This window comes from Streptomyces asoensis (assembly GCF_016860545.1).
Lineage (GTDB): Bacteria > Actinomycetota > Actinomycetes > Streptomycetales > Streptomycetaceae > Streptomyces > Streptomyces asoensis.
Genome location: NZ_BNEB01000003.1, coordinates 825,866 through 850,962 on the forward strand (window position 1 = coordinate 825,866; position 25,097 = coordinate 850,962).

The window sequence follows — 25,097 nt, forward strand, 5'->3', positions numbered from 1 at the left end:
GTCTGTGCGGATCTGTGCGGATCGCATGGGCGCGACGTGTGGACTCCCCCGCACCGCCGGGGCAGGCTGACGGTTCCGGCATGGACAGGGCAAACTGGGCTCGGAATCGGATGCCTAAAGGGAGCCCTGATGGACGACCGGGCAGGACACCACGCGCCCCGCGTGCCGGAGCAGAGACGCCCCGGCTCCCCCGAGGAGCCGGCGACGTTGCGCTTCGACGTGCTCGGGCCGGTGCGCGCATGTCGCGGCGACGAACGGCTGGCCACCGGTTCGCCGCAGCAACGCGCCCTGCTGGCGGCCCTGTTGCTGCGCGAGGGCCGTACGGCGACCGCCGCCGAGCTGATCGACGCCCTGTGGGGCGACGAACCCCCTTCGCAGGCACTGGCCGCGGTGCGGACCTACGCCTCCCGGCTGCGCAAGGTGCTGGACCCGGGTGTCCTGGTGAGCGAGTCGGGCGGCTACGCGGTGCGGGTGCCGGACGACGGCGCCCTGGACCTGGCCGTGGCGCAGGAGTGGGCGGCGCAGGCGGAGAAGGCACGCGGCGCCGGGGACCTGTCCCGGGCCCGCGAGGTGCTGAACCGCACGCTGGCGCTGTGGGACGGGGAGGCCCTGGCCGGCGTCCCCGGACCGTACGCGGAGGCGCAGCGCGTCCGGCTGGAGGAGTGGCGGCTCGGGCTGCTGGAATCCCGGCTGGACATGGACCTGGAGCAGGGCTGCCACGCGGAGGCGGTCTCCGAACTCACCGCGCTCACCGCGGCCTACCCGCTGCGCGAGCGGCTGCGCGAACTGCTGATGCTGGCGCTGTACCGCAGCGGCCGGCAGGCGGAGGCGCTCGCCGTGTACGCGGACACCCGGCGGCTGCTCGCCGAGGAGCTGGGGGTCGACCCGCGGGCCGGACTGCGCAGCCTCCAGCACCGCATCCTCCAGGCCGACCCGGAGCTGGCGGAGCCGTCGGCGCCCGCCGCGGAACCCGCGATGGTGCGGGTGCGCCCCGCGCAACTGCCCGCCACAGTGCCCGACTTCACCGGCCGGTCCGCGTTCGTGCGGGAGCTGGGCGAGGTGTTGGCGGGAGCCGGCGACGGAGTCTGCGCGGGCGGCCGGGTGATGGCCGTGTCCGCGCTGGCGGGCATCGGGGGCGTGGGCAAGACGACCCTCGCCGTGCACGTGGCGCACCAGGCACGGCCCGCCTTCCCCGACGGTCAGCTGTACGTCGACCTCCAGGGCGCGGGACCGCGGTCGGCGGAGCCGGAGACGGTCCTCGGCTCGTTCCTGCGCGCCCTGGGCACCGCGGACTCGGCGATCCCCGACTCCCTGGAGGAGCGGGCGGCGCTGTACCGCTCGGTGCTGGACGGCCGCCGGGTCCTCGTGCTGCTGGACAACGCCAAGGACGCGGCCCAGATCCGGCCCCTGCTGCCGGGCACCGAGGGCTGCGCGGCGCTGGTCACCTCGCGGGTGCGGATGGTGGACCTGGCGGGCGCGCATCTCGTCGACCTCGACGTGATGTCCCCCGAGGAGGCCCTCGCCCTGTTCACCCGGATCGTCGGCGAGGAGCGGGTGGCGGCGGAGCGCGAGGCGGCGCTGGACGTGGTCGCCGCGTGCGGGTTCCTGCCCCTGGCCATCCGTATCGCCGCCTCCCGGCTCGCCGCGCGCCGCACGTGGACGGTCTCCGTCCTCGCCGCCAAGCTCGCGGACGAACGGCGCAGGCTGGACGAGCTCCAGGCCGGTGACCTGGCGGTGAAGGCCACGTTCGAGCTCGGCTACGGCGCCCTGGAGCCGGCCCAGGCCCGTGCGTTCCGGCTGCTGGGCCTGGCGGACGGCCCGGACATCTCCCTGGCGGCGGCCGCGGCGGTCCTGGACCTGCCGGCGGACGACACCGAGGACCTGCTGGAGTCCCTCGTGGACACCTCCCTGCTGGAGTCCGCCGCCCCCGGCCGCTACCGGTTCCACGACCTGGTCCGGCTCTACGCGCGTGCATGCGCCGACCGGGACGAGGCGCCGCCCAGCGAGCGCGGGGCGGCGCTGTCCCGGCTGCTGGACTTCTACCTGGCCACGGCGGCGGGGGTGTACGCGATCGAGCGCCCGGGGGACCGGACCGTGGTCCACCTGGAGCCCACCTCGTACCGGGGTCTGTCCTTCGGCGAGCGGACGCAGGCCCTCGACTGGCTCTTCGCGGAGGCCCAGTGCCTGCTGGCGTGCGCCCGGCAGCAGCAGGCGGGCAGCGGGCTGCGGCGGGCCGTCGATCTCCTGTGGGCCGCCAAGGATCTGGCGGAGTCGGGAGCCAACGCCAAACAGTACGAACAGGCCGCCACGACCCTGCGGGACGCGGCGCAGGCCGCCGCCGACGTCCGGGCGGAGAGCCGGGCCCGCACGGCGCTGTCCAACGTCCATCTGGCGGCGGGGCGTTACGCCGAGGCGGACGAGGAGGCCCGGCGCGCGATCGAACTCGCCACGGCGGCACAGGACGCGACGCCGGTCAGCTGGGCGGCGACGGACCGGGGGATCATCGCCCTCAACCAGGGGCGCTACGAGGAGGCGGAGCGGCTCCTGACCACGGCGCGGGACGGCTACCGGGCCGACGGCAACCGGCCGGGAGAGGCCAGCGCGCTCTGCAACCTCGCCCAGTTGCACCAGCGCATGAACCGGGCCGAGAGCGCGGTCTCGCTGGCGCAGCAGGGCGTCGAGATCTTCCAGCAGCTCGGTCTCAGCCTGCGTCTCGCCAACGGCCGGTACTCCCTCGGTGTGGCGCTCACCCGCGCCGACCGTCTCGCGGAGGGCCTGGCCCAGCTCACCGACGCCATGATGATCTTCGCGGCCAACCGGCAGCGGCTCTGGGAGGGCACGACCCATCTGCGGATCGCCCAGCTGCACCTGGCGGCCCGCCGGCCCGCGCAGGCCGCCCGGCACGCGGAGCAGTCGCTCGCCATCGGGGTCATCGGCGGTGACCTGATCCGGGGCAGCGTCCTGAACACCCTGGGCAAGAGCCTGCGCGAACTGGGTCAGTCCGACCGGGCGCGCGCCTGCTGGCACGAGGCCCTGCTGCTGCTGGAGAATACGGGCGCTCCCGAGGCCGCCGAGGTGCGCCTGCTGCTGGCCCCCGCGGACGCGTCGTGAGGCCGCCGTCACGGGCGTTCAGCAAACGTTTATGACCGGCCGCCAGAATCGACCCAACGGTCCGTCGCGTCGGGGGGCATGCGGGCCGTGGAGTCCATGGGGGTGGGCTCCGGTTCACGCCTCTGTCCGGCGATACTCGGGGGAATCGCCGGTCAGAGGCGTCTCATTCACTTGAACACCATCACAGGGGAAGCGTGAACATGAGCAGCACCGAGAAGCAGTCGCCGGACATCACCACGCTGGAGAACCACTCGCCCGTACCGCCGGTCCTCAAGGACACGGTGACGCAGGGGCCCACGACGCCGGCCACGTCCACCACGCCGGCCGCTCCCGCCGACGACGAGATCACCACGCTGGAGAACCACTCGCCGGCCCCGCCCGCGCTGGGCCTGGGCGGCGGCAAGTAGGCACAGCACCTGCACCACTCCCGCGGGGACCGGCCGCGGCGGCACGAGGGGAGCCGCCGCGGCCGTGCTGCGTCCGGGGCCGCCCGGTCAGCGGGACCGGAGTGCGCCCTTCACCACCTTGCCGCTCGCGTTGCGCGGGAGTTCCGTCACGAACTCCACGGCCCTGGGCACCTTGTAGTTGGCCATCTCGCGGCGGGCCCAGGCGATCAGGTCGTCGGCCGTGGACAGCGCGCCCGGCCTGCGCACCACGTACGCCTTGCCCACCTCTCCCAGCCGGGGATCGGGGACGCCGATCACCGCCACGTCGGCCACGTCCGGGTGCAGGCCCAGGCGCTGCTCTATCTCCGCCGGGTAGGCGTTGAAGCCGCCGACGATGAACATGTCCTTCAGCCGGTCGGTGATCCGCAGGTTGCCGGCGGCGTCCAGGACACCCACGTCACCCGTGCGCAGCCAGCCGTCCGGGGTGAGCGCCCGTGCGGTGGCCGCCTCGTCCTCGTAGTAGCCGCGCATGACGTTGAAGCCCCGGACCAGGATCTCCCCGGGTTCGCCCGGCTCCGCGTCCACCCGCACCTCGGTGCCGGGGATCGCCCGTCCCGACGTCGAGGCGATGACCGACGGGTCGTCCCCGCGCCGGCACATCGTGACGACGCCGCTGGCCTCCGAGAGGCCGTACGCCGTCAGGACGGTCTCCACGCCCAGTTCGCCCCGCAGCCGCTCGACGAGCCGCAGCGGCACGACCGCCGCGCCGGTCACCACCAGCCGCAGGGCCGACAGGTCGTGCTTGTCCCGTGCCGCGTGGTCCAGCAGCGACTGGTGCAGCGTCGGCGGCCCGGGCAGCACCGACACCCGTTCCGACGCCACGTTCGCGAGGACCGTGTCCACGTTGAACACCGGCTGGGGGATCATCGTCGCGCCCCGCATCAGACAGGCGATCACGCCCGCCTTGTAGCCGAAGGTGTGGAAGAAGGGGTTCACGATCAGATAGCGGTCGCCCTTTCGCAGGCCCGCGAGGTCGGACCACACCTCGTACGCCCGCAGGGTCTGCGCGTGGGTGATCACCGCGCCCTTGGGCCGGCCCGTCGTGCCCGAGGTGAAGACGATGTCCGAGGGCCACTCCCCCGCCACCTCGTCCTCCCGTGCCCGAACCTGCGCGGCCCCGACGCCGTCGCCGCCCGCCAGGAACTCCTTCCAGGTGCGGAAGTCCGCCGGGGCGTCGTCGGAGAGCACCACGACCCGCTCCAGCGCGGGGAGCCCCGGCAGCGGGCCGGTCCCGGCGCCCCGGGCCGCCGCCCGCCGCAGCGACGCCACGTACGACGTCCCCAGGAACGTGCCGGTGACGAAGAGCAGCCGGGCCCCGCTGCGGCGCAGGACGTCCGCCGCCTCGGCGCCCTTGAAGCGGGTGTTCAGGGGGACGAGCACCGCTCCCGCCCCGACCGCGCCCAGGGCCGCGACCATCCAGTCCAGCGAGTTGGGGGCCCAGATCGCCACGCGGTCGCCGGCCCGGACCCCGTGCCCCAGACAGGCCGCCGTGGCGCGTTCGACCCGGGCGCCCAGTTCCGCGTACGAGATCCGGGTGCGGCCCTCCACCACGGCCTCGGTCGCCGCGTACCGCTCGGCCGACCGTCGGACCAGACCGGGGATCGTCCCCCACTCCATGTCACCGCGCATGACCAGCTCCCCACCGGCAGTCATCCCAGTAGCTGACTACCCGTCAGATTAGCGGTAACCTGACGCACTGTCAGCAGCGCAGTCGCCGTGTGGAGGTGCGTGCAGCATGCCCGCAGGGACCGGACTCAAGGACGCCACCGCCATCGTCGGCATCGGCCAGACGCCCTTCGCCAGACACCTCCCCGAGGACGAACGGACCCTCGCCTGCCGGGCCGTGATCGCCGCCCTCGACGACGCCGGGATCGCCCCCGGCGAGGTCGACGCCCTCGCCTCCTACACCATGGAGGAGACGGACGAGGTCGAGCTCGCCAAGGCGGTCGGCTTCGGGGACCTGACGTTCTTCAGCAAGATCGGTTTCGGTGGCGGCGGTTCCTGCGCCACCGTCGCCCACCTCGCCTCCGCCATCGCCTGCGGGCAGGCCACTGTGGGCGTCGCCTGGCGGTCGCGCAAGCGGGGCTCGGGGCCGCGCCCCTGGACCAACACGGCCGTACAGCTGCCCACTCCGGCCCAGTGGACCCGGCCGTTCGGACTGCTGCGGCCCGCCGACGAGATAGCCATGCTCGCCCGCCGCTGGCTCCACGAGTACGGCGCGACCCGCGACCACCTGTTCAACGTCGCCCTCGCCTGCCGCAACCGAGCCAACCAGAACCCCGCCGCCGTGATGTACGAACGCCCCCTCACCCGCGAGATGTACATGTCGTCCCGGTGGATCAGCGAACCCCTGTGCCTGTACGACAACTGCCTGGAGACGGACGGGGCGCTGGCGTGCGTGGTGGTGAGCGCCGAGCGGGCCCGGGACTGCCGCCGCAGGCCCGTCTACGTCCACTCCGCCGCGCAGGGTCTGCCGGCCCAGCACCACGGCATGGTCAACTACTGGAACGACGACCCGCTGACCGGGCCCGCCTGGACGGCCGCCCGGCACCTGTGGAAGCACGCCGACTTCACACCGCCCGATGTCGACGTCGCGCAGATCTACGACGCCTTCACGCCGCTGGTGCCGCTGTCCCTGGAGGGGTACGGGTTCTGCGCCCGGGGCGAGGGAGGCGCGTTCACCGAGGGCGGCGCCCTGGAGACCGGCGGACGGCTGCCCCTGAACACCGGCGGCGGCGGCCTCAGCGAGGCCTACGTCCATGGCTTCAACCTGATCAACGAGGGCGTGAAGCAGCTGCGCGGGACCAGCACCGCCCAGGTACCGGGCGCCGCGACCTGCCTGGTCACCGCCGGTGAGGGTGTCCCCACCTCCGCCCTGCTGCTCAGGAACTGAAAGCCCCGGCACCGGGGCCCGAAGAGACCGCACGAAGAGACCGCGCGAAGAGACCACAGCCCGAGAGCGAGGAGCCGATCCGCGATGCTCACTCCCGTCACCGACTCCGACGGCGCGCCCTTCTGGCGCTACGCCGCCCGGGGCGAACTCCGCGTCCAGGCCTGCGGCGCGTGCGGCGAACCCCGCTTCCCGCCCCGCCCGTGCTGCCCGCACTGCCGGTCCTTCGCCTCCGAGTGGCGGCTGATGTCGGGGCAGGGCCGGATCTGGTCCTGGGTCGTCCCGCACCCGCCCCTGCTCCCCGACTACGCGGCGCTGGCCCCTTACAACGTGATCCTCGTCGAGCTCGCCGAGGCGCCCCGCATCCGGCTGGTCGGCAACCTGGTGAGCGCGCCGGGCGCGGCCCTGGACTCCTTTCCCCCCGACCGGATCCGGATCGGCGCGCGCGTGCGGGCCGTGTTCACCGGCGACGGGCTCGTGCAGTGGGTCCTGGAGCGGCCGTGAGCGTAGGCCTCGGCACCGACAAGGACACCGGCGTCGCCGTCGTCACCCTCGACCGGCCGGCCCGGCTCAACGCCATCGACCTGGAGACGGTGCGTGACCTGAAGGACACCTGGCGGCAGTTGCGCTTCGACGACGACGTGCGGGCCGTCGTCCTCACCGGGTCCGGACAGCGGGCGTTCAGCACCGGCCTCGACCGGGACGCCGTCGTGCCGCAGCCCGGGTCCCCCTTCATGCAGGACGATCCGCTGCTCACCGTCGGGCCGAAGGCGAACGACCTGTGGAAGCCGGTCGTCGCCGCCGTGGAGGGGATGGCGTGCGGGGGCGCCTTCTACCTCCTCGGGGAGTGCGAGTTCATCGTGGCCGGCGCCGACGCCGTGTTCTTCGACCCGCACACCGCCTACGGGATGGTCAGCGCCTACGAGTCGGTGCTGCTGGCGCAGCGGATGCCGTACGGGGAGGCCGCGCGGCTGATGCTGATGGGCACGGCGGAACGGATCTCCGCGCGCCGCGCCCACGAGGTCGGGTTCGTCTCCGAGCTCACCGACACCGGCGCGGCCCTGTCCGCCGCCGTCGCCTGCGCCACCGTGATCGCCGGGTATCCCCCGGCCGGTGTCCAGGGCACCGTGCGGGCGCTGTGGTCGGCGAAGGAGGCGGCCCGCACGATGGGCTTCGCCCAGGCCCCGCACCTCATCTCCCTGGGCAACCTGCCGAGCGAGGAGCAGACCCGGCTGTTCACCACCCGATCGGCCGCCCGGCCCCGCGTGCGCTGAGCCGTTCAGGTGGCCGGGGCGTAGGGCTCGGGGTCGCAGTGGTCGGCCTTCGCCGCGGCGGCCGGGCCGGAGAGGGCCACCTGTACGGTCGCCGTGTCGTTGCCGCCGACGTATTCGTCCGTGCTCCGCCGCTCCACCGTGCGGGAACCGGCGTCGAGGAAGTCGACCGTGACGGTGAAGTAGGCGCCGGCCGGGCCGGGATTGGTGACCTCCACCGTGGCGTACGCCTCGCCCGGCGTCGCGCAGGTGATCAGCTCCACCGAGGCGTCCCGCCGCGTGGTGGACGTGCTCGAGGAGCCGCCGCCGGAGGTGCCCCCCGTCACGTCGTCATCGTCGTCGTAGTCGTGGTAGGTGCTCCCCGACGAGCCGCCGGACGTCGAACCCGACGACGACGAGCTGTCGTGGTCCTGGCCCGAGCTGCTGCACCCGCCTCCGCCACCGCTGTGACGGCTGCCGTGGCCCCTGCTCGTCGAGAAACCGGTCAGCGCCAGCGCGACGAACACGGTCACGGCCGTGAATTTGAGTGTGTGCCCCCGTCGATCCATACCGACACCCTAGGCACGACCTGTCACGACCATGTCACCGCGTGGCGACCGGCCGGTCCCCGGCGTAGCGTCTGCGGTGACGGCCGCCGTCCGGCTCCCTTCCGTGCACCCGGCACGACGGCCGTCCCGGGCCGTCAGCCGCACGGCCGCCGGATCGGCGGCACGGATCAGGCCGTTCTCGCCGTGCCCGTGCCCTTCTCCGCGTCCAGCGCGTAGACACAGCGGTCCTTGCTGGACGCGTACACCACACCGTCGCGGACCAGCGGGGAGCCGGTGATCTCGCCGCCGGTCGCCAGCTTCCAGCGCAGCCTGCCGTCGTCGGCCTTCAGCGTGTACAGCAGGTGGTCCGTCGAACCGAAGTGGATACGCCCCTCGGCGACCGCCGGGGCGCCCACGATGTCGCCACCCGCCTGGAAGCGCCACTTCGGCGTGCCGGTGACCGCGTCCAGGGTGTAGAGCCCCTTGCCGCTGCCCACGTGCACATGCCCGGCCGCCACCAGCACCGGGTCGACGGAGGAGCGGGCCTCCGTGGCGATGCGCCAGCGGTCGCGCCCGTCGGTGGCGTCGATGGCGTACACGGTGCCGAGGTAGTCGGCGAGGTAGACGCCACCGCCGGTCACCGCGGGGCCGGGGACGAAGGCCGGCGGGGACAGGAACACCGCCGGCGCCTCGAAGTGCCAGCGCACCATGCCGCTCGCGATGTCGACGGCGAGGACCCGGGTGCCGGCGGCGAGGTAGACGTAGCCGTCGGAGGCGGGGGTGACACGGACCGGGACGCCGCCGCAGGAGGCCGTGTCGCCGATCGGGTACGACCAGCGCTCCTCGCCCGTGCGGGCGTCCAGGGCTCTGAGCCGGGCGTCCTGCCACACGAAGACCGTGCCCTCGTGCAGGGCGGGTCCGGCCTCCGGGGACTCGAAGTCGGTCTGGCAGCCGCTGATCTCCCACAGCTTCTGCCCGGTCGAGGCCTCCCAGGCCTGGACGCCGCCGCCGCGCGTGGCGGTGACGACCGTGCCCCGGTCCGCCTTCAGCGCGTAGACCCAGGCGTCCGTGGACAGCCGCCACAGGTCGGCGCCCTCGCGGGCGTCCAGGGCGAACAGGGTGGGGCCGTCGGAGGCGTGCACCCGGCCGTCCGCGACCGCCATCGACCAGGCCACGTCCCGCGTCTTGAAGCGGCGCCGGCCGGTGGCCACGTCCAGGGCGTGCACCTCGAAGGAGGTGACGTAGACGAGGTCCCCGGCAACGGACGGCGTACCCCACACATCGTTCGACATGCGAAAACGCCAGGGCCGCCAGCCCGCCGGGGTGTCCGGGGGGCCGCTCTGGGTGGCCGGCAGGGCGGTGTCGGCGCCGTTGACGCCGGGGGTCGGGCGGGACCAGCTGGCGACCAGGCCGGGCTCGGCCACCGGCGCCTTCACGGCGGCCGTGGCGCGGACGTCGGCGACGCGCGGGCCGGGCCCGATCGGCACGGCCGCGCCCGCCAGCCGGACCGGACCGGTGTCGGGGGCGCCGACGGCGATCGGGGCCGGCCGGGTGAGCACCACGGGGGCGTGCGACGGCGGGGGCGGAACGGCCGGTACGGCGGGACGGGCCATGCCCACGCCACCGCCGCCGCTGCGGGGGCTCGGCGGAGCCGGTTTCGCCGGGCGGCCGCCGCGGCGGGTCTCGATGAGGGTGACCGCCTTCTCGGGCAGCCAGGCCGACGCCGTTCCGCTGTCGTCGGAGCCGGAGCCGAAGAGGTGGGGGGCGAGCTGGGCCTGGAGGTCGGCCGGGTTCGGGCGGGCCGTGGCCTCCATCTGCATACAGGACTCGATGAGCGGGCGCAGCTCGTCGGGCAGACCCTCCAGGTCCGGGCCCTCGCGCAGCAGCATGAAGACCGTCTCGACCGGGTTGGCGCCGTGGAAGGGGGGATGGCCGGTGGCGGCGAAGACGAGCATCGAGCCGAGCGAGAAGACGTCGCTCGCGCCGGTCACGCTGCGTGAGTCCTTGGCCTGCTCGGGGGACATGTAGGCGGGAGTGCCGACGGCCACGTTGGTCATCGTCAGACGGGTGTTCGAAACACCGGAGGCGATACCGAAGTCGATCACCCGGGGCCCGTCCTCGACGACGAGCACGTTGGACGGCTTCAGGTCACGGTGGACCAGCCCGGCGCCGTGGATCGACTGGAGCGCCTCGGCGACACCCGCCGCGAGCCAGCGCACGGCCTGGGCCGGCATGGGCCCGCAGTCGTTCACTATTTCCTCGAGGGAGGGCGCGGGCACGTAGGCGGTGGCCAGCCAGGGCACGGCGGCACGGGGATCGGCGTCGACGACGGCGGCCGTGTAGAAGCCGGAGACCGCGCGGGCCGCCTCCACCTCGCGCGTGAAACGCACCCGGAAGAGCTGGTCCTCGGCGAGCTCGGTCCGGACCGTCTTGATCGCCACGCGCCGACCCGAGGCCGAGCGGGCCAGGTAGACCAGCCCCATGCCGCCGGCACCCAGCCGTCCCAGCACCTCGAACGGCCCGATCCGCCGCGGATCGTGCTGCGTCAGCTGATCCACCACTTGCCTGCCACCTCCCCGTACGAACCGCGTCACCCACTTGTGTACACGGCCCCGTGCAGCGTCTCACCCACCGCACCGCCATGGCGGCACGCACCCTGATTCTTCCTGGCCGGGCGGCCGGTTGCGAACCCGGGGGCAATCGGGGTGTCTCATCTCATATCCGCGTATAAAGCCCTGCTCAGCGCTCGAGAAGCGCGAACGACGCCCCTTGATTGTCCGTGACGACGGCCACAGTTCCGTACGACGCGGTGAACGGACCCGCCTGCACCCGGCCCCCGAGCCGGCTCACCGAGCCGAGCGCGCTCTCGCAGTCCGCCACCCCGAAGTGGACGAGGAAGTGCGGCGGCATGACGTCCGGGAAGACGTCCCCGACCGGGGCCCGGCCGAAGTCGGGCTCGGCGCCGGGCCCGAACAGCGCCTCGTGGAAGAGATGGCCGTAGAAGGTGTTGGCGGCCTCGGTGTCGCGGGCGTAGAGCTGCGCCCAGGCGAAGGCGCCGGGCTCGTGCCGTACGCCGAAACCGGGATGGCCGGCCGGCTGCCACAGACCGAAGACCGCGCCCTCGGGATCGGCGGCCAGGGCCGCGGTGCCCGCCCCGTCCACCGGCAGCGGCGCCATCACCACCTGTCCGCCCGCCCGCTGGATACGGCGGGCGGTGGTCTGCGCGTCCGGGGTCGCGAAGTACACCGTCCACACGGTGGGCATCCGGCCGTCCGTCTTGTGGGCCAGCGCCGCCACCGGCGCCCCCGCCAGCCGGGCCCATACGGAGGAGCCGTACGCCGCCTCGAAGTCCCACCCGAAGAGCTCACCGTAGAACCGCTTGCCCGCGTCCACGTCAGGAAGCTGGGCGTCCACCCAGCAGGGGACGCCCTCTGCGTACACCGATGCCCTGTTTTCGGCCATGCAGCCAACGTAACGGCGGTTCACGCAAGCCGCAGACCAGGCACACCCGCCTCCGCACCCCCACGCACCCCATTTGCAGTCGGCCGAATAGCGCTCCGATCACCCCTCGGTAAGCTGACGGCATGACAGGACAAGTGCGTACCGTCGACGGCCGCGTGGCCGGTCGGCGCGGGCAGGCGACGCGGCAGAAGCTGCTCGACTGCCTCAGCGAGATGCTCAGCTCCTCTCCTTACCGGGACGTCAAGGTCATCGATGTCGCCCGGAAGGCGGGCACTTCGCCCGCGACCTTCTACCAGTACTTCCCGGACGTCGAGGGCGCGGTACTGGAGATCGCCGAGCAAATGGCAGCCGAGGGCGCCGAGTTGACCGGTCTGGTCGCCGGACGGTCCTGGGTCGGCAAGGCGGGCTGGCAGACGGCGCAGGAACTCGTCGACGGCTTCCTGGAGTTCTGGCGGAAGAACGACGCGATCCTGCGGGTGGTCGACCTCGGCGCGGCGGAGGGGGACAAGCGCTTCTACAAACTCCGCATGAAGATCCTCAACTCGGTGAACAACTCCCTGTCGGACGCGGTCGCGGAGTTGCAGTCCAAGGGGCGGGTCGACAAGGACGTGAACCCGGCCGCGGTCGCCGGCGCGCTCGTCGCGATGCTCGCGGCGGTCGCCTCGCACCAGAAGGGATTCCAGACGTGGGGCGTCAAGCAGGCTGAACTCAAGCCGAACCTGGCACTGTTGGTACACCTGGGCATCACCGGCAAGAAGCCGACGAAGTAGCCCGGCCCCCGTGCCCTTACGGCCAAGTCCTGTCTGTCAGGCGGCAGCTCACCCGTGAGCTGCCGCCTGCCGCGCTGTCGGCCTCACGCGGGCAGCGCACGGTCCTTCACCACGTGCTTCATCACCAGCGTCGACGTCAGCCGCTGCACCCCCGGCAGGGTCGCGAGGCGCTCGTCGTACAGCCGCTGGAAGGCCGCGAGGTCGGCGGTGGCCACCCGCAGCAGGTAGTCGGGCTCCCCGAAGAGCCGCTGGGCGTCCAGGACGTGCTCCACCTCGCCCACCGCCCGCTCGAACCCGGCGACCGTGTCCCGGTCCTCCTGCCGCATCGAGACGAAGACCAGTGCCTCGAAGTTCAGCCCGACGGCGGCCGGCTCGACGACCGCCCGGTAGCCGCTGATCGCCCCGGACCGCTCCAGCTCACGCAGCCGCCGGTGGCAGGGCGAGACGCTCAGCCGCACCCGTGCGGCCAGCTCGGTGACGGTCAGCCGCCCGTCCTGCTGCAACTCGGCAAGAATCTTCCGGTCCATGTCGTCCATGGGGTGGATCTTCCCCCGGATCGGCGCATATCGCGAAAACTTCGGGAACACTTTCGGCCGCAACGCGCCTAATGTCCCCGGTATGGACTCGGGAACGCTGATTTCTTTCCTCGCCGTGGACCTGCTGCTGGTCTGCGTGCCGGGCGCCGACTGGGCGTACGTGATCTCCGCCGGGCTGCGCGGCCGTTCGGTGGGCGCGGCGGTCGGCGGCCTGGTGAGCGGGTACGCCCTGCACACGGCGCTGGCCGCGGCGGGCCTGGCGGTGCTGGTCGCGGGCTCACCGGCGCTGCTGACCGGGCTGACGGTGGCGGGCGCCGCGTACCTGGTGTGGCTGGGCTGGGCGGTGCTGCGGCGGCCGGGGACACCCGGCGCGGGCGAGGAGATCACCGGGGGCGGCGCGCGGGTGTTCCTGCGCGGGGCGGCGATCAGCGGCCTGAACCCCAAGGGGCTGCTGCTCTACCTCTCGGTCCTGCCGCAGTTCCTGGACCGGGGAGCCGACCGGCTGCCCGTGGCGGCGCAGACGACCGTGCTCGGCCTGCTGCACATGGCGTGCTGCGCCGCCGTCTACCTGGCGGTGGGCGTCCTGGCCCGCAGGCTGCTGGGCGCCCGCCCGGCGGCGGCCCGCGCGGTCTCCCGCACGTCCGGCGCGGCAATGCTGGGCATCGGCGCCTTCCTGCTGCTCCAGCACGCGTTCTGACCTCTCCCGCGCGCCCCGGCCGACCCCGCAAACCCGGTGCCCGTCAGCTCCGGGGAGTGAGCCGGAACAGCCGGATCTGCCGTTCCACCCGGTCCTGATAGGTCGCGTACGGCGGCCAGAACGCCAGCAGCGCCTTCCAGACGGCCGCCCGCTCCTCCCCGGTCAGCAGCACGGCCGTCACCGGGACGTCCCGGCCCTTCCAGCTGATCTCGGCGTCGGGCCGGGCGAGAAGGTTGCCGGTCCAGGCGGGATGACCGGTACGGCCGAAGTTGGAGCCGACCAGGATCCAGCTGCCGCCGCCCTCCTCGGGCATGCAGGCCAGCGGCGCACGGCGCGGCAGCCCGCTCCTGGCGCCGGTGGACGTCAGGATCACGCCCGGCAGCATCTGGGCGCTGAGCAGTACCTTCCCCCGGGTGAGGCGGTGGACGGCCCGGTCGAGAGCGGGGATCACATGCGGCGCGACCTTCGCGAAAGCCCGGGTCGAGGACACCTTCTGCACCAGCCGGACACCGATCACGCCGGCACCTCCGTCCGCTCGAAGAGGCGGGCCTCCCCGGCCGCGTGGGCCCGCAGCCGGTGCACGGGCCCGAAGAGCAGCTCGTCGCCCGCGGCCCGCTTGAAGTACAGGTGGGCCTCGTGCTCCCAGGTGAAGCCGATGCCGCCGTGCAGCTGGATGCCCTCGGCGGCGGCGCACCGCAGCGCCTGGAGCGCCTGGGCGAGCGCGAGCCCGCCGGCCCGCTCGCGGGGACGGTCCGGGGCATCGGCGCCGCCGCCCGGGCCGCCCGCCGTCCAGGCGGCGTAGTACGCGGCGGAGCGGGCCGCCTGAAGGCGTACGTAGACGTCGGCCAGCCGGTGCTGGACCGCCTGGAAGGATCCGATCAGCCGCCCGAACTGCCGCCGCTGCCCCAGGTACTCGACGGTCCGCTCCAGCGCGCGGTCGCCGGCGCCGACCGCCTCGCAGGCGAGGAAGGCCGCGGCGCACTCGCCGACGCGGGCGAGTGCCGCCGGGACGTCCGCTTCCTCGCCGTCACTGCCGCCCCCGCCCCCGAGCAGCTCGGCCCGCACGTCCCGCAGCTGGAGCCGGGCCTGCGCACGGGTCGCGTCCAGGGAGGTCTGCCGGGTCCTGACGAGTCCGGTGGCACCCCCCGCCACGAGGAACAGCAGGGTGCGCGACCGCACGTACCCGCCGGTGTGCGCGGGCACGACCAGCACACCGGCGCTGTGCCCGTCGAGCACCTGGACCACCTCCCCGTAGAGCCGCCAGTCACCCTGGACCCGCCGGGCCTGGACCCCGCCCGCGCGTCCTCCGCCGGCCCAGTCGCCGTCCGGCGGGCCGGTGAGGGCGAGGGCGGTGGCGAGGGCGGGGCCGGGGACGGCGAGGGCGGCGGTCAGGGCGCCGTCGCAGATCCGGGGCAGCAGGGCGGAGCGCTGGGCGCCGGTGCCGAGGGCGAGGACCAGCGGCGCGGCGAGGACCGAGGTCGCGAGGAGCGGGGAGGGGGCGAGCGCCCGGCCGCTCTCCTCGGCGGCGAGGGCGAGGTCGGTGGGCGAGCAGCCGACACCGCCGTACTCCTCGGGGAGCGCGAGGCCGGGCAGCCCGAGCTGCTCGGCGAGGGCGGTCCACAGGGTGCGGTCGTGGCCGCCGGGAAGGTCCAGGGCGGCGCGGAGCTCCTCGGGGCCGCAGCGTTTGTGGAGCAGTTCGCGCAACGTGCGGCGGATCCCGTCCTGCTCGGCGGTGAAGCCGGGGTCCATGGCCACCCCTCTCATCCTGATCTGACGGTCCGTCATATTAGGGCGGGGGGGCCGGGATGCCCAGAGCGGCGGCACCTGTCCGGAGGGGCAGAATCTGATGTACCGTCAGATCCATGGCAGCCGCGTCCGTCTCCGCTTCCGCGTCCCCGTCCGGTCGCCGCAAAGTGGCCGTGGTCGGCGTCGCCCTCTCCGACTGCGGGCGGGTGGACGACGTCACCCCCTACGCCCTGCACGCCCAGGCGGCACGACGGGCCCTGGCGGACGCCGGGCTCGACCGGTCGCGGGTGGACGGATTCGCCTCCGCCGGGCTCGGCACCCTGGCCCCCGTCGAGGTGGCGGACCACCTGGGTCTGCGGCCCGACTGGGTCGACTCCACCTCCGTAGGCGGCGCGACCTGGGAAGTCATGGCGGCGCACGCGGCCGACGCGATCGCCGCCGGGCACGCGAACGCCGTCCTGCTGGCGTACGGCGCCACGCCCCGGGCGGACATCCGGGCCGGCCGGCGCTCCGGCACCTTCGCCTTCGGCGGCGGGGGCCCGCTCCAGTTCGAGGTCCCCTACGGCCACACCCTGATCGCCAAGTACGCGATGGCCGCCCGCCGGCACATGCTCCAGTACGGCACGACGATCGAGCAGCTCGCCGAGGTGGCGGTCCAGGCACGGGCGAACGCGGCCCTGAACCCCGAGGCGGTGTTCCGCGACCCGGTGACCGTGGACGACGTCCTGTCCGGCCCGATGATCGCCGACCCGTTCACCAGACTGCACTGCTGTCTGCGCTCCGACGGCGGCGCGGCGGTGCTCCTCGCGGCCGAGGAGTACGCGCGGGACTGCCGTACGGCGCCGGTGTGGATCCTCGGGACGGGGGAGCACGTCTCGCACGCGGCGCTGTCCGGGTGGGACGACTTCACGGTCTCCCCGGCGGCGGTCAGCGGCAGGCTGGCGTTCGCGCGGGCGGGGCTGGATCCGCGGGAGATGGACTTCGCCCAGATCTACGACGCCTTCACCTACATGACGCTGGTGACCCTGGAGGACCTGGGTTTCTGTGCGAAGGGCGAGGGCGGCGCGTTCGTGGAGAAGGGGCGGCTGACGCTGTCGGGGGCGCTGCCCGTGAACACGGACGGCGGCGGCCTGTCGGCCCAGCATCCCGGGATGCGCGGGCTGTTCCTGCTGGTGGAGGCGGTGCGCCAGCTGCGGGGCGAGGCCGGACCACGACAGGTGCGCCGAGCGGACGGGGACCTGCCCCGCCTGGGCGTCGCCTCCGGGACCGGCGGCTGGTTCTGCTCCTCGGGCACGGTGGTGCTGGGACGGGAGTGAACCGTCCCGCCCCTTCGGGCGGAAGGCCTGCCGACGGCGGTTCCGTCCGCCTCGCCGACGGCGGCGTCCTCTACGGGCCGGGCGGGCCGTCCCGGCGGGCGGGCTTCCCGCCGGGCCTCGCGGCGAACGGACGCGGCGCGCCGTACGTACAGGTGGGCGGGCGCGGGCGGATCCCTGCCGACGGCGGCAACCTTTTCCGCTCCGGCGGCCACTGACCGGTCGACAGCTTCGCAGGACGTGCTCACCGAACCGCAGAAGGATCCCGCCGTGGCAACCTCTTCGCACCGCCGGTCCCGCCCCGAGCGGGGCTCCCGCCGCGTCCCCGTCGTCACGGTGGTCGCCGTGGCGGCCGTCGCCCTCGTCGTGTCCCTGGTCATGGCCTTCCGCCCGGACGGCGGAGCCCGCACCGGGGCCGAGGGCGGGGCGGCCGCGGTCGCACCCGTCGCCGGGGCCGGAGCGAGCGCTTCGCCGGCGGCGAGCGCGACCACGGGGCCGTCCGCGACGCCGTCGCTCTCGCCCTCGCCGAAGCCCTCCACTGCGTCCCCGGGCGCGACGGCCCGCGAAACGGCCACCACGGCCGCCGGCGCGGGCGCCGCGGCGGCTTCACCCGGCGGCCGTCGGGCCGCGCCCGTCGCGCGGGCCGCGTCCGGGCCGGCACCGGCGGCCGGGCGGATCCGGCCCGGCACGGCCTATCAGGGGGTCGCCACCTCCTACGACATCGGCGACGGCGACGGCGCCTGCTCGTACGGCCCGACCTCGGACGTCATGACGGCGGCGATGAACACCGCCGACTACGAGACGGCCAAGGCGTGCGGCGCCTACGTGCTCGTGCGGGCCGGGAACGGCGCCTCGGTCACGGTCCGCATCACCAACGAGTGCCCGGCGCCCTGCGAGGCGGGTCAGCTCGACCTCAGCAGGCAGGCCTTCGCCCGGCTCGCCGCCCTCTCGGCGGGCCGGATCCCGGTCACCTGGAGCCTGCTGAGCCCGAGCACGTCCGACACGGTCTCGATCCGCTACAAGACCGGCTCCACCCAGTACTGGTGCGGGATCCAGGCGATCGGGCACCGCAACCCGCTGGCCCTGCTGGAGGTCCGCACGAGCGCGGGCTGGACCCGGCTGGCCCGCACCGGATACAACTACTTCCTCTCCGAGCAGGGCGCCGGCTGCGGCGGCCCGATCCGGCTCACCGACATCTACGGGGAGCGGCTCACGGTCGAGGGGATCGCCGTCCGGGCGAACGCGGTCCAGGGGACGACGGTCCAGTTCGCCCGGCACTGACCCATACTCGCCGCATGACCACGGATCTTCATGAACTGCTGAGGTCGCTGCGGGTGTGGGACCCGGCGGTGACCGCGCTGCCGCCGTTCACCGCCGGTTCGGCGCCCGCCGACCCGCTGTCCCTGTTCACCGGCTGGTTCGCGGAGGTGGTGGCGGCGGGCGAGCGGGAGCCGCACACGATGACCCTCGCCACCGCCGGCGAGGACGGCCTCCCGGACGCCCGCGTCGTGATGCTGCACGGCGCCGACGCCGACGGCTGGGCCTTCGCGACGCACGCCACCAGCCGGAAGGGACGCCAGCTCGCCGCCCGCCCGTACGCGGCCCTGACCTTCTACTGGCCGGTCCTGGGCCGGCAGGTCCGGGTGCGCGGCCCGGTCACGTCTGCGCCCTCCGAGGAGGCCCAGGCCGATCTGCACGCCCGCTCGACGGGCGCCCTGGCGGCCGCGCTGACCGGGCGGCAGAGCGAGGTCCTGGACTCGGCCGAGGAGCTGGCGCGGGTGTCCGAGGCCTCCTGGGAGCAGGCCCGCCGCGACCCGACGGCCAGGTCCGCGACCTGGACGCTGTACCGGCTGCGCCCGGACGAGGTGGAGTTCTTCCAGGGGGACGGCGCCCGCCGCCACGTACGGCTGCGGTACAGCCGCGCGGACGGCGACTGGACCAGGGAACAGCTCTGGCCCTGAGGTCCCGCGCAGCGGGGCGGTGCGCGCAGGCCGGCGCACGCGGGGCGGTGGACGCGGGCCGGGGCGGGCGGCGGGGTGTCCGCCGTCAGCCCGGGATGCGGCCCGGGTCCGCCGCCCCCTAGTCCGGGCGCGCCCGGGACCACCGCGGGTCGGGGGCCGGCTCCGGATCCGTCGCGAGGCGGGCGTGCAGGTGGACGTCCCGGAAGGCGTCACGGCGGTCCGCCTCCCACATCGCCCCGCGCAGCGTCCCCTCGTAGCGGAACCCGCAGCGCTCGGCGATCCGGCAGGAGGCGTCGTGGCCGAGCGCGTGGCCCAGCTCCAGCCGGTGCAGACCCACCTCGTCGAACGCCCACCGGGAGGCGAGCAGCAGCGAGCGGGTGGCGACGTGCCGGCCCCGCGCCTCGGGCAGGATCCAGTAGCCCACCCTGGCGAAGCTCAGCACGCGGTCGATCATGTTGACGCCGACCTGGCCGAGCACGGTGCCGTCGGCCGCGTCCGTGACACAGAACGCCACGGCGCGCCCCGCGGCCGCGTCCTCGCGCCTGCCCTCCAGGGACACCCGGGCGCCCGCGGTGTCAGTGATCGCCCGCAGGGGGGTGTTCCAGCGCCGGAACTCCGGGTCCAGGTACCCGCGCAGCCAGGCGTCCACGTCGGCGGCGGAGTCGGGGTCCCAGGCCCGCAGGGTCAGTCCGTGGCCGTGGAGACCGGTGGCGAGGGGGGCCGGGCGGGGCTCGCGCATGTCGGTCATCCGGCCATTGAACACCGCCGTTCTTTCAGGGCGCGGGCCGGGACGTCCTGACCGCGCGGAACACCGGCACCCCGTCCCGGAAGGCCACCGCCAGCTCCATTCCCCTGGCCGGCTCGCCCTCCCCCACGAACTCGGTGGACATCCGCGGCCCCTCCGCCAGGTCCACCACCGCGGCGACGTAGGGGGTGCGCTCCCCGAAGGGCGGCAGGTCGTTGCGGTGGACGACGGACCACGTGTACAGGGTGGCCAGGCCGCTCGCCTCCTCCCAGGTGACGTCCTCGCTCCAGCAGTGCGGGCAGAACTCCCTGGGGTAGTGGTGGGCCCGCGCGCAGGCCCCGCAGCGCCGGATCAGCAGCCTGCCCGCGGCGGCCGCGTCCCAGTACGCGCGCGTGAAGGAGTCGGCCTCGGGGACGTCGTGACGGTTGCCCGGTTCCATGGATCTGACGGTACGTCAGGCAGCTGTTCCCGGGAACCCCGCGCCCGCCCGGCGCGGAGATCCTGTGACCCGGCCGTGAAGCTGTGCGTCCCCCCTGAATGTCCGGCAGATTGTTGACGATTTTGTCGGCCGCGTCCTACGTTCGCCTTCGCAAGCCCGGACAGCACACGGTCACCGTCCCGTCGGTGACCCTCCCCCACCCGGCTCCTGGAGAGGCAGCATCGTGAAGCACAGGGCAGTCAAGCGCAGGTCGGTCGTCCTGGGACTCGGCGCCACCGCGGGCGTCGCGGCGGCGGGCGGCCTCGCCCTGAGCGCCCGGGCGGCCGGCCGTACGCAGGCATCCCCGTCGTCCGCCTCCGGCTCCCTGGTGTTCGACCCGGACGGCTACACGGAGCTGACGACGACCGTCACCGACACGGCCGGCACCGAGCACCAGGTCACGTACCACTTCTGGAAGGCGATCACCTACGTCGCCAAGCCGGTCGACGCGAAGTACCAGAGCCTGAACGTCAGCGTGCCGGTCGAGATCGACGGCGTGGCGGTGGACGCGAGCGACGCGCCGATCCTGCTCGCGAACACCGTCGGCGGCTACATGCCGTCCACGGTCACGGAGGCCACCGGTGTCGGCGCGTCCGGCGGCCCCGTCGGCGGCGGGGGCGGCGCGGGCGGCGGCACCGCCTCCACCGGGCCCGCGCCGAGCGCCTCGGCCTCCGCGCCCGGCGCCAACGGCAACACCAACGCCAACGGCGGGGCCCTGAACACCAACCAGTACCTGGCCCTGGGCGCCGGCTACGTCGTCGTCGAGCCCGGCGCCCGCGGCCGCACCCTGGTGAACTCCGCCGGTGAGTACTACGGCGTCGCGCCCACCGTGATCGTCGACCTCAAGGCCGCCGTGCGGTACATCCGGGCCAACAAGGGCCGCATCCCGGGCGACACCGACCGGATCGTGTCCGCCGGCACCAGCGCGGGCGGCGCCGTGTCCGCCCTGCTCGGCGCCTCCGGCGACAGCCCCCTCTACGACCGGTACCTGGAGGAGCTCGGCGCGGCCGACGCCTCCGACGCCGTCTTCGCGGCCGGCGCGTGGTGCCCGATCACCGACCTCGAGCACGCCGACGGCGCCTACGAGTGGAACTGGGGGGCCAACGCCCTCACCACCGGCAAGCAGGTCGACGCGGCGGTGTCGAAGGCGCTCACGGCGCAGTTCGCGCAGTACCAGGCCGGGCTGAAGCTGAAGGGCCTGAACGGCTTCGGCCCGCTCAACGCCCGCAACTACGACGCCTACCTGGTCCGGCAGTACCTGGAGCCGTCGGCCACCACCTACCTCGCGGCCCTCTCCGACACCGCCCGCGCGACGTACCTCGCCGCCAACACCTTCATCACCTGGGAGAACGGCAAGGCGTCCTTCTCGTGGGCCGACTTCCTCACCCATGTCGGCGCCCGCAAGAAGACCGCCCCGGCGTTCGACGCCTTCGACCTGTCGACGGGCGAGAACAACGAGTTCGGCACGGGCACGACCGCGGCCCGCCACTTCACGCAGTACGGCCTCGACAACGACACCACCGGGCTCACCGCCAAGCGCCTCGACGGCGACATCCCCGAGCTGCTGCGGCTGATGAACCCGATGCACTTCCTCACCGGCAAGCCCAACGCGGGCCGCAGCAGGCACTGGTGGATCCGCCTGGGCACCAAGGACTCCGACACCTCGCTGACCGTCTCCGCCAACCTCGCCGCCGCCGCGGACGGCCTCGGCGACCGGGTCGACCACCTCTACTACTGGGACCAGGGCCACGGCGCCAACACCGACCCGGGCGACTTCATCGCGTGGATCGCCGAGGTCACGGGCCGCCGGGGCAAGGCCGGCGGCAAGTAGCCCCCCGCCTCCCGGCCCGCCCGGGAGGCCCCCGGACGCGGTGGCGCCGGTTTCCCGTCATAGACATCGACGCCGTCCGCACACGACGCCCGGCCCGAGCGCACCTGGGCCGGGCGTCGCCTCTCCTCCCGCCGGTCCACCACCGGATCCGCACCGGTCCGCCCCGCGCGCCCACGACCGAGTGGCCTACGTCACCGGTCCCACCCGCTCTTCCCCCACGCGTGATCGATCCGCAACCAATTCCGGTCTTGACCGAGACCCATCAACGGTGTGCGTGATTACGCTCGCGCTCATGGAAGACTCCGCACCGCGCCCGGCCCCCCAGGCGATCACCACCGCGAACCCGGCCGACCGCCCCGTGTACGTCATCGGCGGCGGACCCGGCGGGCTCGCCACCGCGTACGCGCTGCGTGCCCAGGGCGTACGTGCCGTCGTCGTGGAGAAGGCCGACGGGGTGGGCGCGTCCTGGCGGCGCCACTACGACCGGCTGCATCTGCACACCACCCGGCGGCGGTCGGCGCTGCCCGGGCTCGCGATACCGCGCAGGTTCGGACGGTGGGTCTCCCGCGACGACATGGTGCGCTACCTCGAGAAGTACGCCGAGGTCCATGAGCTGGAGATCGTCACCGGCGTCGAGGTGTCCCGCGTCGAGCGCACCGCGGACGGCACCGGCTGGGTGCTGCACGCCACCGGAGGGCGCGAACTCGTCGGCTCCGCGGTGGTCGTCGCCACCGGCTACAACCACACCCCGCACCTGCCGCGGTGGCCCGGCCTGGACACGTTCACCGGCGACCTGGCGCACGCCTGCGGCTACCGCAGCGGCAAGGAGTACGCGGGCCGGGACGTCCTCGTCGTCGGCGTGGGCAACACCGGCGCGGAGATCGCCGTCGACCTGGTGGAGAGCGGCGCCGGGCGGGTGCGGCTCGCGGTGCGCACGGTCCCGCACCTGGTGCGCCGCTCGACCGCCGGCTGGCCCGCCCAGTACAGCGGCATCCTGGTCCGCCGCCTCCCGGTCGGCCTCGTCGACCGGATCTGCCGGGTGCTGGCGAAGGCGAGCATCCCCGACCTGTCCGCGCAGGGGCTGCCGCGCCCCGGCACCGGGCTCTACACCCGGGCCCGGCAGGGCGCCATCCCGGTGCAGGACGTCGGCCTGATCGACGCCGTGCGCAGGGGCCGGGTGGAGATCGTGGCCGCCGTGGAGGGCTTCGAGGACGACGGGAAGGTCGTCCTCGCCGACGGCTCCCGGATCGCCCCGGACGCCGTCGTCGCGGCCACCGGGTACGCGCGCGCCCTGGAGGACCTGGTCGGTCACCTCGGGGTGCTGGACGACCGCGGCGCACCCGTGGCGCACGGCGCCCGTGCCCCGAAGGACGCCCCCGGCCTCTACTTCACCGGCTTCACGACCCCCATCAGCGGCACGCTCCGCGAGCTGGCGATCGACGCGCAGAAGATCGCCAAGGCCGTCCGCCGCCACCTGCGCTGACCGGCGGGCCCTGCCGGACCGCCCCTGCCCCCATCCCCGCCGACCCGGCTCCGGAACACACCGCGAGCCGTCAACTTCCGCTGTTTCGCTGCCCGTTACACCTGTGTCGAAAGCGACGAGGGCGTTGTCCCGTGCCCGGTCGCGGAGCCAGAATGTGAGCCCTGTTCATCTTTTGGTTCCGCACCTCTCGCTCTCCCGCTCCCGAAGCTCGACGGAGGACGCACGTGGCAAGTGAAAGACAGCACTCCCCCGGCATGTCCCGCCGCGCCCTGCTCGGCCGCACCGCCGCCGCGGCCGCGGGCGCCACCGCCCTGACCGCGACCACCGCCGGCCCCGCCGCCGCGGCCACGACCCGGGACGTGGACGTCGCGATCGTCGGCGGCGGGCTCGCCGGCCTGACCGCGGCCCGCGACCTCGTGGCGGCCGGCCGGACGGTCGCCGTCCTGGAGGCCCGCGGCCGGGTCGGCGGCCGGGTCGTCAACCTGCCCCTGGCGGGCGGCGGCGTCACCGAGGGCGGCGGCGAGTTCATCGGCCCCACCCAGGACCGCATCAAGGCGCTCGCGGACTCCCTGGGCGTGGCCACCTTCGCCACCTACAACACGGGCAAGAACCTGCTCTACAAGGACGGGAAGAAGACCCCGTACGCCACCGACGGCCTCCTCGGCTCCGTCCCGCCGGTCGACGTGGCGGGACTCGCCAACGCGGCGATCGTGCAGGCCTCGCTGGACGACATGGCCAAGCAGGTGCCCGTCGACGCGCCCTGGACCGCCGCCAAGGCCGCGGAGTGGGACAAGCAGACCTTCGAGAGCTGGCTCAACGCCAACGCGGTCGTCCCGTCGGCGAAGTTCCTGCTGGACGTGGCCTGCACCTCGATCTTCTCCGCCGAGCCGCGCGAACTGTCGCTGCTCTTCGTCCTCTTCTACATCGCCGCCGCCGGCAACGAGTCGACCCCCGGCACCCTGGAACGCCTCACCGAGACCGCCGGCGGCGCCCAGGAGCTGCGCTTCGTCGGAGGCTCCCAGCTGGTGCCGCAGAAGCTCGCCGCCACGCTCGGCGACCGGGTGGTGCTGAACGCCCCGGTGCGCACGATCACCCGGTCCGGCGGCCGGTACGCCGTCACGGCGGACGGCGTCACGGTCACCGCCCGGCGGGTCGTGGTCGCCGTGCCCCCGCCGCTCGCCGCCCGCATCACCTACGACCCGCTGCTGCCCGCCGCCCGCGACCAGCTCACCCAGCGCCTGCCGATGGCCTCGGTGGGCAAGGCGATCGCGATCTACGACACCCCCTTCTGGCGGGCCGACGGCCTCAACGGCCAGGTCGTCAGCGACACCGGGGTGATCAGCTCCACCTTCGACAACTCCCCGCCGGACGCCTCCTACGGCGCGCTGATGGGGTTCATCGAGGCCGACGAGGCACGCAAGCTCGACGCGGCGGGCGAGGCCGAGGTCAGGGCGGCGGTGCTGAAGGACTACGTGACGTACTTCGGCGAGAAAGCCGCCTCCCCCACGTCGTTCGTCCTGCAACGCTGGAACAACGAGGCCTACACCCGGGGCGGCCCGGTCTCGATCGCCGCGCCGGGGGTCCTGACGCAGTACGGTCCCGCCCTGCGCGAGCCGGTCGGCGGGATCCACTGGGCCGGGACGGAGACCTCCGTCCACTGGATGGGCTTCATGGACGGCGCCGTGCGGTCGGGCGAGCGGGTGGCGAAGGAGGTGCTGGCGGCGCTGTAGCACCGCCCGGGCACACCCGGCCCGGCCGTCCGCCCGCTCCTTTCTGCGTGCACGACCATTCCTGACGGTCCGTCAGGTATGTAACCTGACAGAGCGTCAG

Annotated in this window: 22 protein-coding genes; 13 read left to right on the top strand and 9 right to left on the bottom strand. The window is 74.0% G+C overall.

The genetic code is table 11. The features are described from left to right. Positions 1-129: 129 nt before the first annotated feature. Together Saso_RS16375 and Saso_RS16380 are read left to right on the top strand one after the other, a co-directional pair. Positions 130-3,111, top strand: coding sequence for an AfsR/SARP family transcriptional regulator (locus Saso_RS16375; RefSeq protein ID WP_189920983.1), 2,982 nt, complete (start codon positions 130-132; stop codon positions 3,109-3,111). Positions 3,112-3,311: 200 nt separating this feature from the next. Beyond that, on the top strand, positions 3,312-3,518 hold the full coding sequence (locus tag Saso_RS16380; RefSeq protein WP_189920985.1) for a sigma-like protein: 207 nt from the start codon (positions 3,312-3,314) through the stop codon (positions 3,516-3,518). Positions 3,519-3,605: 87 nt separating this feature from the next. Here the strand turns inward: Saso_RS16380 and Saso_RS16385 are convergent, their stop codons facing one another. Next, complete coding sequence (locus Saso_RS16385) at positions 3,606-5,186, bottom strand: FadD3 family acyl-CoA ligase (protein WP_307822242.1); 1,581 nt, start codon at positions 5,184-5,186, stop codon at positions 3,606-3,608. 106 nt (positions 5,187-5,292) lie between these two features. Here Saso_RS16385 and Saso_RS16390 point away from each other — a divergent pair, with 106 nt between their 5' ends. From Saso_RS16390 to Saso_RS16400, 3 genes are all read left to right on the top strand, one after another. Next, positions 5,293-6,450 (top strand): lipid-transfer protein, encoded by a 1,158-nt coding sequence (locus Saso_RS16390; RefSeq protein ID WP_189920987.1) that lies wholly within the window; start codon positions 5,293-5,295, stop codon positions 6,448-6,450. An 84-nt stretch (positions 6,451-6,534) separates the two neighbouring features. Beyond that, positions 6,535-6,951, top strand: a complete 417-nt coding sequence (locus tag Saso_RS16395; protein ID WP_189920989.1) for a Zn-ribbon domain-containing OB-fold protein — start codon at positions 6,535-6,537, stop codon at positions 6,949-6,951. After that, positions 6,948-7,721, top strand: a complete 774-nt coding sequence (locus Saso_RS16400) for an enoyl-CoA hydratase/isomerase family protein (protein WP_189920991.1) — start codon at positions 6,948-6,950, stop codon at positions 7,719-7,721. The genes Saso_RS16395 and Saso_RS16400 overlap by 4 nt, the downstream gene beginning before the upstream one ends. Positions 7,722-7,726: 5 nt before the next feature. Here Saso_RS16400 and Saso_RS16405 read toward each other — a convergent pair whose 3' ends face one another. The 3 genes from Saso_RS16405 to Saso_RS16415 form a co-directional block, all read right to left on the bottom strand. Further along, on the bottom strand, positions 7,727-8,230 hold the full coding sequence (locus Saso_RS16405) for a hypothetical protein (protein ID WP_189920994.1): 504 nt from the start codon (positions 8,228-8,230) through the stop codon (positions 7,727-7,729). A gap of 203 nt (positions 8,231-8,433) precedes the next feature. Beyond that, entirely contained in the window at positions 8,434-10,806 is a 2,373-nt protein-coding gene (locus tag Saso_RS16410; RefSeq protein WP_189920996.1) for an outer membrane protein assembly factor BamB family protein, read from the bottom strand. A gap of 178 nt (positions 10,807-10,984) precedes the next feature. After that, positions 10,985-11,707: a VOC family protein gene (locus tag Saso_RS16415; protein WP_189920998.1), complete on the bottom strand. Its 723-nt coding sequence runs from the start codon at positions 11,705-11,707 to the stop codon at positions 10,985-10,987. Positions 11,708-11,841: 134 nt separating this feature from the next. On the opposite strand from Saso_RS16415, the gene Saso_RS16420 reads away from it, so the two are divergent. Beyond that, positions 11,842-12,477, top strand: coding sequence for a TetR family transcriptional regulator (locus tag Saso_RS16420; RefSeq protein WP_189921433.1), 636 nt, complete (start codon positions 11,842-11,844; stop codon positions 12,475-12,477). Between the two features lie 83 nt (positions 12,478-12,560). On the opposite strand, the gene Saso_RS16425 is transcribed toward Saso_RS16420, so the two are convergent. Then, a complete protein-coding gene (locus Saso_RS16425; protein ID WP_189920999.1) occupies positions 12,561-13,013 on the bottom strand; it encodes an Lrp/AsnC family transcriptional regulator in 453 nt (150 codons plus the stop codon). Positions 13,014-13,095: 82 nt separating this feature from the next. Here Saso_RS16425 and Saso_RS16430 point away from each other — a divergent pair, with 82 nt between their 5' ends. Next, positions 13,096-13,710: a LysE family translocator gene (locus Saso_RS16430; protein ID WP_189921001.1), complete on the top strand. Its 615-nt coding sequence runs from the start codon at positions 13,096-13,098 to the stop codon at positions 13,708-13,710. A 43-nt stretch (positions 13,711-13,753) separates the two neighbouring features. On the opposite strand, the gene Saso_RS16435 is transcribed toward Saso_RS16430, so the two are convergent. Together Saso_RS16435 and Saso_RS16440 are read right to left on the bottom strand one after the other, a co-directional pair. After that, entirely contained in the window at positions 13,754-14,227 is a 474-nt protein-coding gene (locus Saso_RS16435; RefSeq protein ID WP_189921003.1) for a nitroreductase/quinone reductase family protein, read from the bottom strand. Then, on the bottom strand, positions 14,224-15,459 hold the full coding sequence (locus Saso_RS16440) for an acyl-CoA dehydrogenase family protein (protein ID WP_189921435.1): 1,236 nt from the start codon (positions 15,457-15,459) through the stop codon (positions 14,224-14,226). The genes Saso_RS16435 and Saso_RS16440 overlap by 4 nt, the downstream gene beginning before the upstream one ends. Positions 15,460-15,572: 113 nt before the next feature. Between Saso_RS16440 and Saso_RS16445 the strand changes: the two genes are divergently transcribed. From Saso_RS16445 to Saso_RS16455, 3 genes are all read left to right on the top strand, one after another. Next, a complete protein-coding gene (locus Saso_RS16445) occupies positions 15,573-16,772 on the top strand; it encodes a thiolase C-terminal domain-containing protein (protein WP_189921005.1) in 1,200 nt (399 codons plus the stop codon). Positions 16,773-17,039: 267 nt separating this feature from the next. Beyond that, positions 17,040-18,050: an expansin EXLX1 family cellulose-binding protein gene (locus Saso_RS16450; protein WP_189921007.1), complete on the top strand. Its 1,011-nt coding sequence runs from the start codon at positions 17,040-17,042 to the stop codon at positions 18,048-18,050. A 14-nt stretch (positions 18,051-18,064) separates the two neighbouring features. Further along, entirely contained in the window at positions 18,065-18,730 is a 666-nt protein-coding gene (locus tag Saso_RS16455) for a pyridoxine/pyridoxamine 5'-phosphate oxidase (RefSeq protein WP_189921009.1), read from the top strand. Between the two features lie 118 nt (positions 18,731-18,848). On the opposite strand, the gene Saso_RS16460 is transcribed toward Saso_RS16455, so the two are convergent. Both Saso_RS16460 and Saso_RS16465 read right to left on the bottom strand, forming a co-directional pair. Continuing rightward, positions 18,849-19,478: a GNAT family N-acetyltransferase gene (locus tag Saso_RS16460; protein WP_189921011.1), complete on the bottom strand. Its 630-nt coding sequence runs from the start codon at positions 19,476-19,478 to the stop codon at positions 18,849-18,851. Positions 19,479-19,503: 25 nt separating this feature from the next. Continuing rightward, on the bottom strand, positions 19,504-19,914 hold the full coding sequence (locus Saso_RS16465) for a Zn-ribbon domain-containing OB-fold protein (protein WP_189921013.1): 411 nt from the start codon (positions 19,912-19,914) through the stop codon (positions 19,504-19,506). Between the two features lie 223 nt (positions 19,915-20,137). Between Saso_RS16465 and Saso_RS16470 the strand changes: the two genes are divergently transcribed. The 3 genes from Saso_RS16470 to Saso_RS16480 all read left to right on the top strand — a co-directional run bounded on the left by Saso_RS16470 (position 20,138) and on the right by Saso_RS16480 (position 24,997). After that, entirely contained in the window at positions 20,138-21,784 is a 1,647-nt protein-coding gene (locus Saso_RS16470) for a subtype B tannase (protein WP_229901220.1), read from the top strand. A 292-nt stretch (positions 21,785-22,076) separates the two neighbouring features. Then, positions 22,077-23,267, top strand: a complete 1,191-nt coding sequence (locus tag Saso_RS16475; RefSeq protein ID WP_189921014.1) for a flavin-containing monooxygenase — start codon at positions 22,077-22,079, stop codon at positions 23,265-23,267. A 254-nt stretch (positions 23,268-23,521) separates the two neighbouring features. Beyond that, positions 23,522-24,997 carry a flavin monoamine oxidase family protein gene (locus tag Saso_RS16480; RefSeq protein WP_189921439.1) on the top strand — a complete coding sequence of 492 codons (1,476 nt, stop codon included), beginning with the start codon at positions 23,522-23,524 and terminating at the stop codon, positions 24,995-24,997. The last annotated feature ends 100 nt before the right edge of the window (positions 24,998-25,097 follow it).

Coding starts and splice junctions, on each gene's coding strand:
- Saso_RS16375 (WP_189920983.1), top strand. CDS start 130: ATGGACGACCGGGCAGGACACCACGCGCCCCGCGTGCCGGAGCAGAGA.
- Saso_RS16380 (WP_189920985.1), top strand. CDS start 3,312: ATGAGCAGCACCGAGAAGCAGTCGCCGGACATCACCACGCTGGAGAAC.
- Saso_RS16385 (WP_307822242.1), bottom strand. CDS start 5,186: ATGCGCGGTGACATGGAGTGGGGGACGATCCCCGGTCTGGTCCGACGG.
- Saso_RS16390 (WP_189920987.1), top strand. CDS start 5,293: ATGCCCGCAGGGACCGGACTCAAGGACGCCACCGCCATCGTCGGCATC.
- Saso_RS16395 (WP_189920989.1), top strand. CDS start 6,535: ATGCTCACTCCCGTCACCGACTCCGACGGCGCGCCCTTCTGGCGCTAC.
- Saso_RS16415 (WP_189920998.1), bottom strand. CDS start 11,707: ATGGCCGAAAACAGGGCATCGGTGTACGCAGAGGGCGTCCCCTGCTGG.
- Saso_RS16425 (WP_189920999.1), bottom strand. CDS start 13,013: ATGGACGACATGGACCGGAAGATTCTTGCCGAGTTGCAGCAGGACGGG.
- Saso_RS16430 (WP_189921001.1), top strand. CDS start 13,096: ATGGACTCGGGAACGCTGATTTCTTTCCTCGCCGTGGACCTGCTGCTG.
- Saso_RS16440 (WP_189921435.1), bottom strand. CDS start 15,459: ATGGACCCCGGCTTCACCGCCGAGCAGGACGGGATCCGCCGCACGTTG.
- Saso_RS16445 (WP_189921005.1), top strand. CDS start 15,573: ATGGCAGCCGCGTCCGTCTCCGCTTCCGCGTCCCCGTCCGGTCGCCGC.
- Saso_RS16455 (WP_189921009.1), top strand. CDS start 18,065: ATGACCACGGATCTTCATGAACTGCTGAGGTCGCTGCGGGTGTGGGAC.
- Saso_RS16460 (WP_189921011.1), bottom strand. CDS start 19,478: ATGACCGACATGCGCGAGCCCCGCCCGGCCCCCCTCGCCACCGGTCTC.
- Saso_RS16465 (WP_189921013.1), bottom strand. CDS start 19,914: ATGGAACCGGGCAACCGTCACGACGTCCCCGAGGCCGACTCCTTCACG.
- Saso_RS16475 (WP_189921014.1), top strand. CDS start 22,077: ATGGAAGACTCCGCACCGCGCCCGGCCCCCCAGGCGATCACCACCGCG.
- Saso_RS16480 (WP_189921439.1), top strand. CDS start 23,522: ATGTCCCGCCGCGCCCTGCTCGGCCGCACCGCCGCCGCGGCCGCGGGC.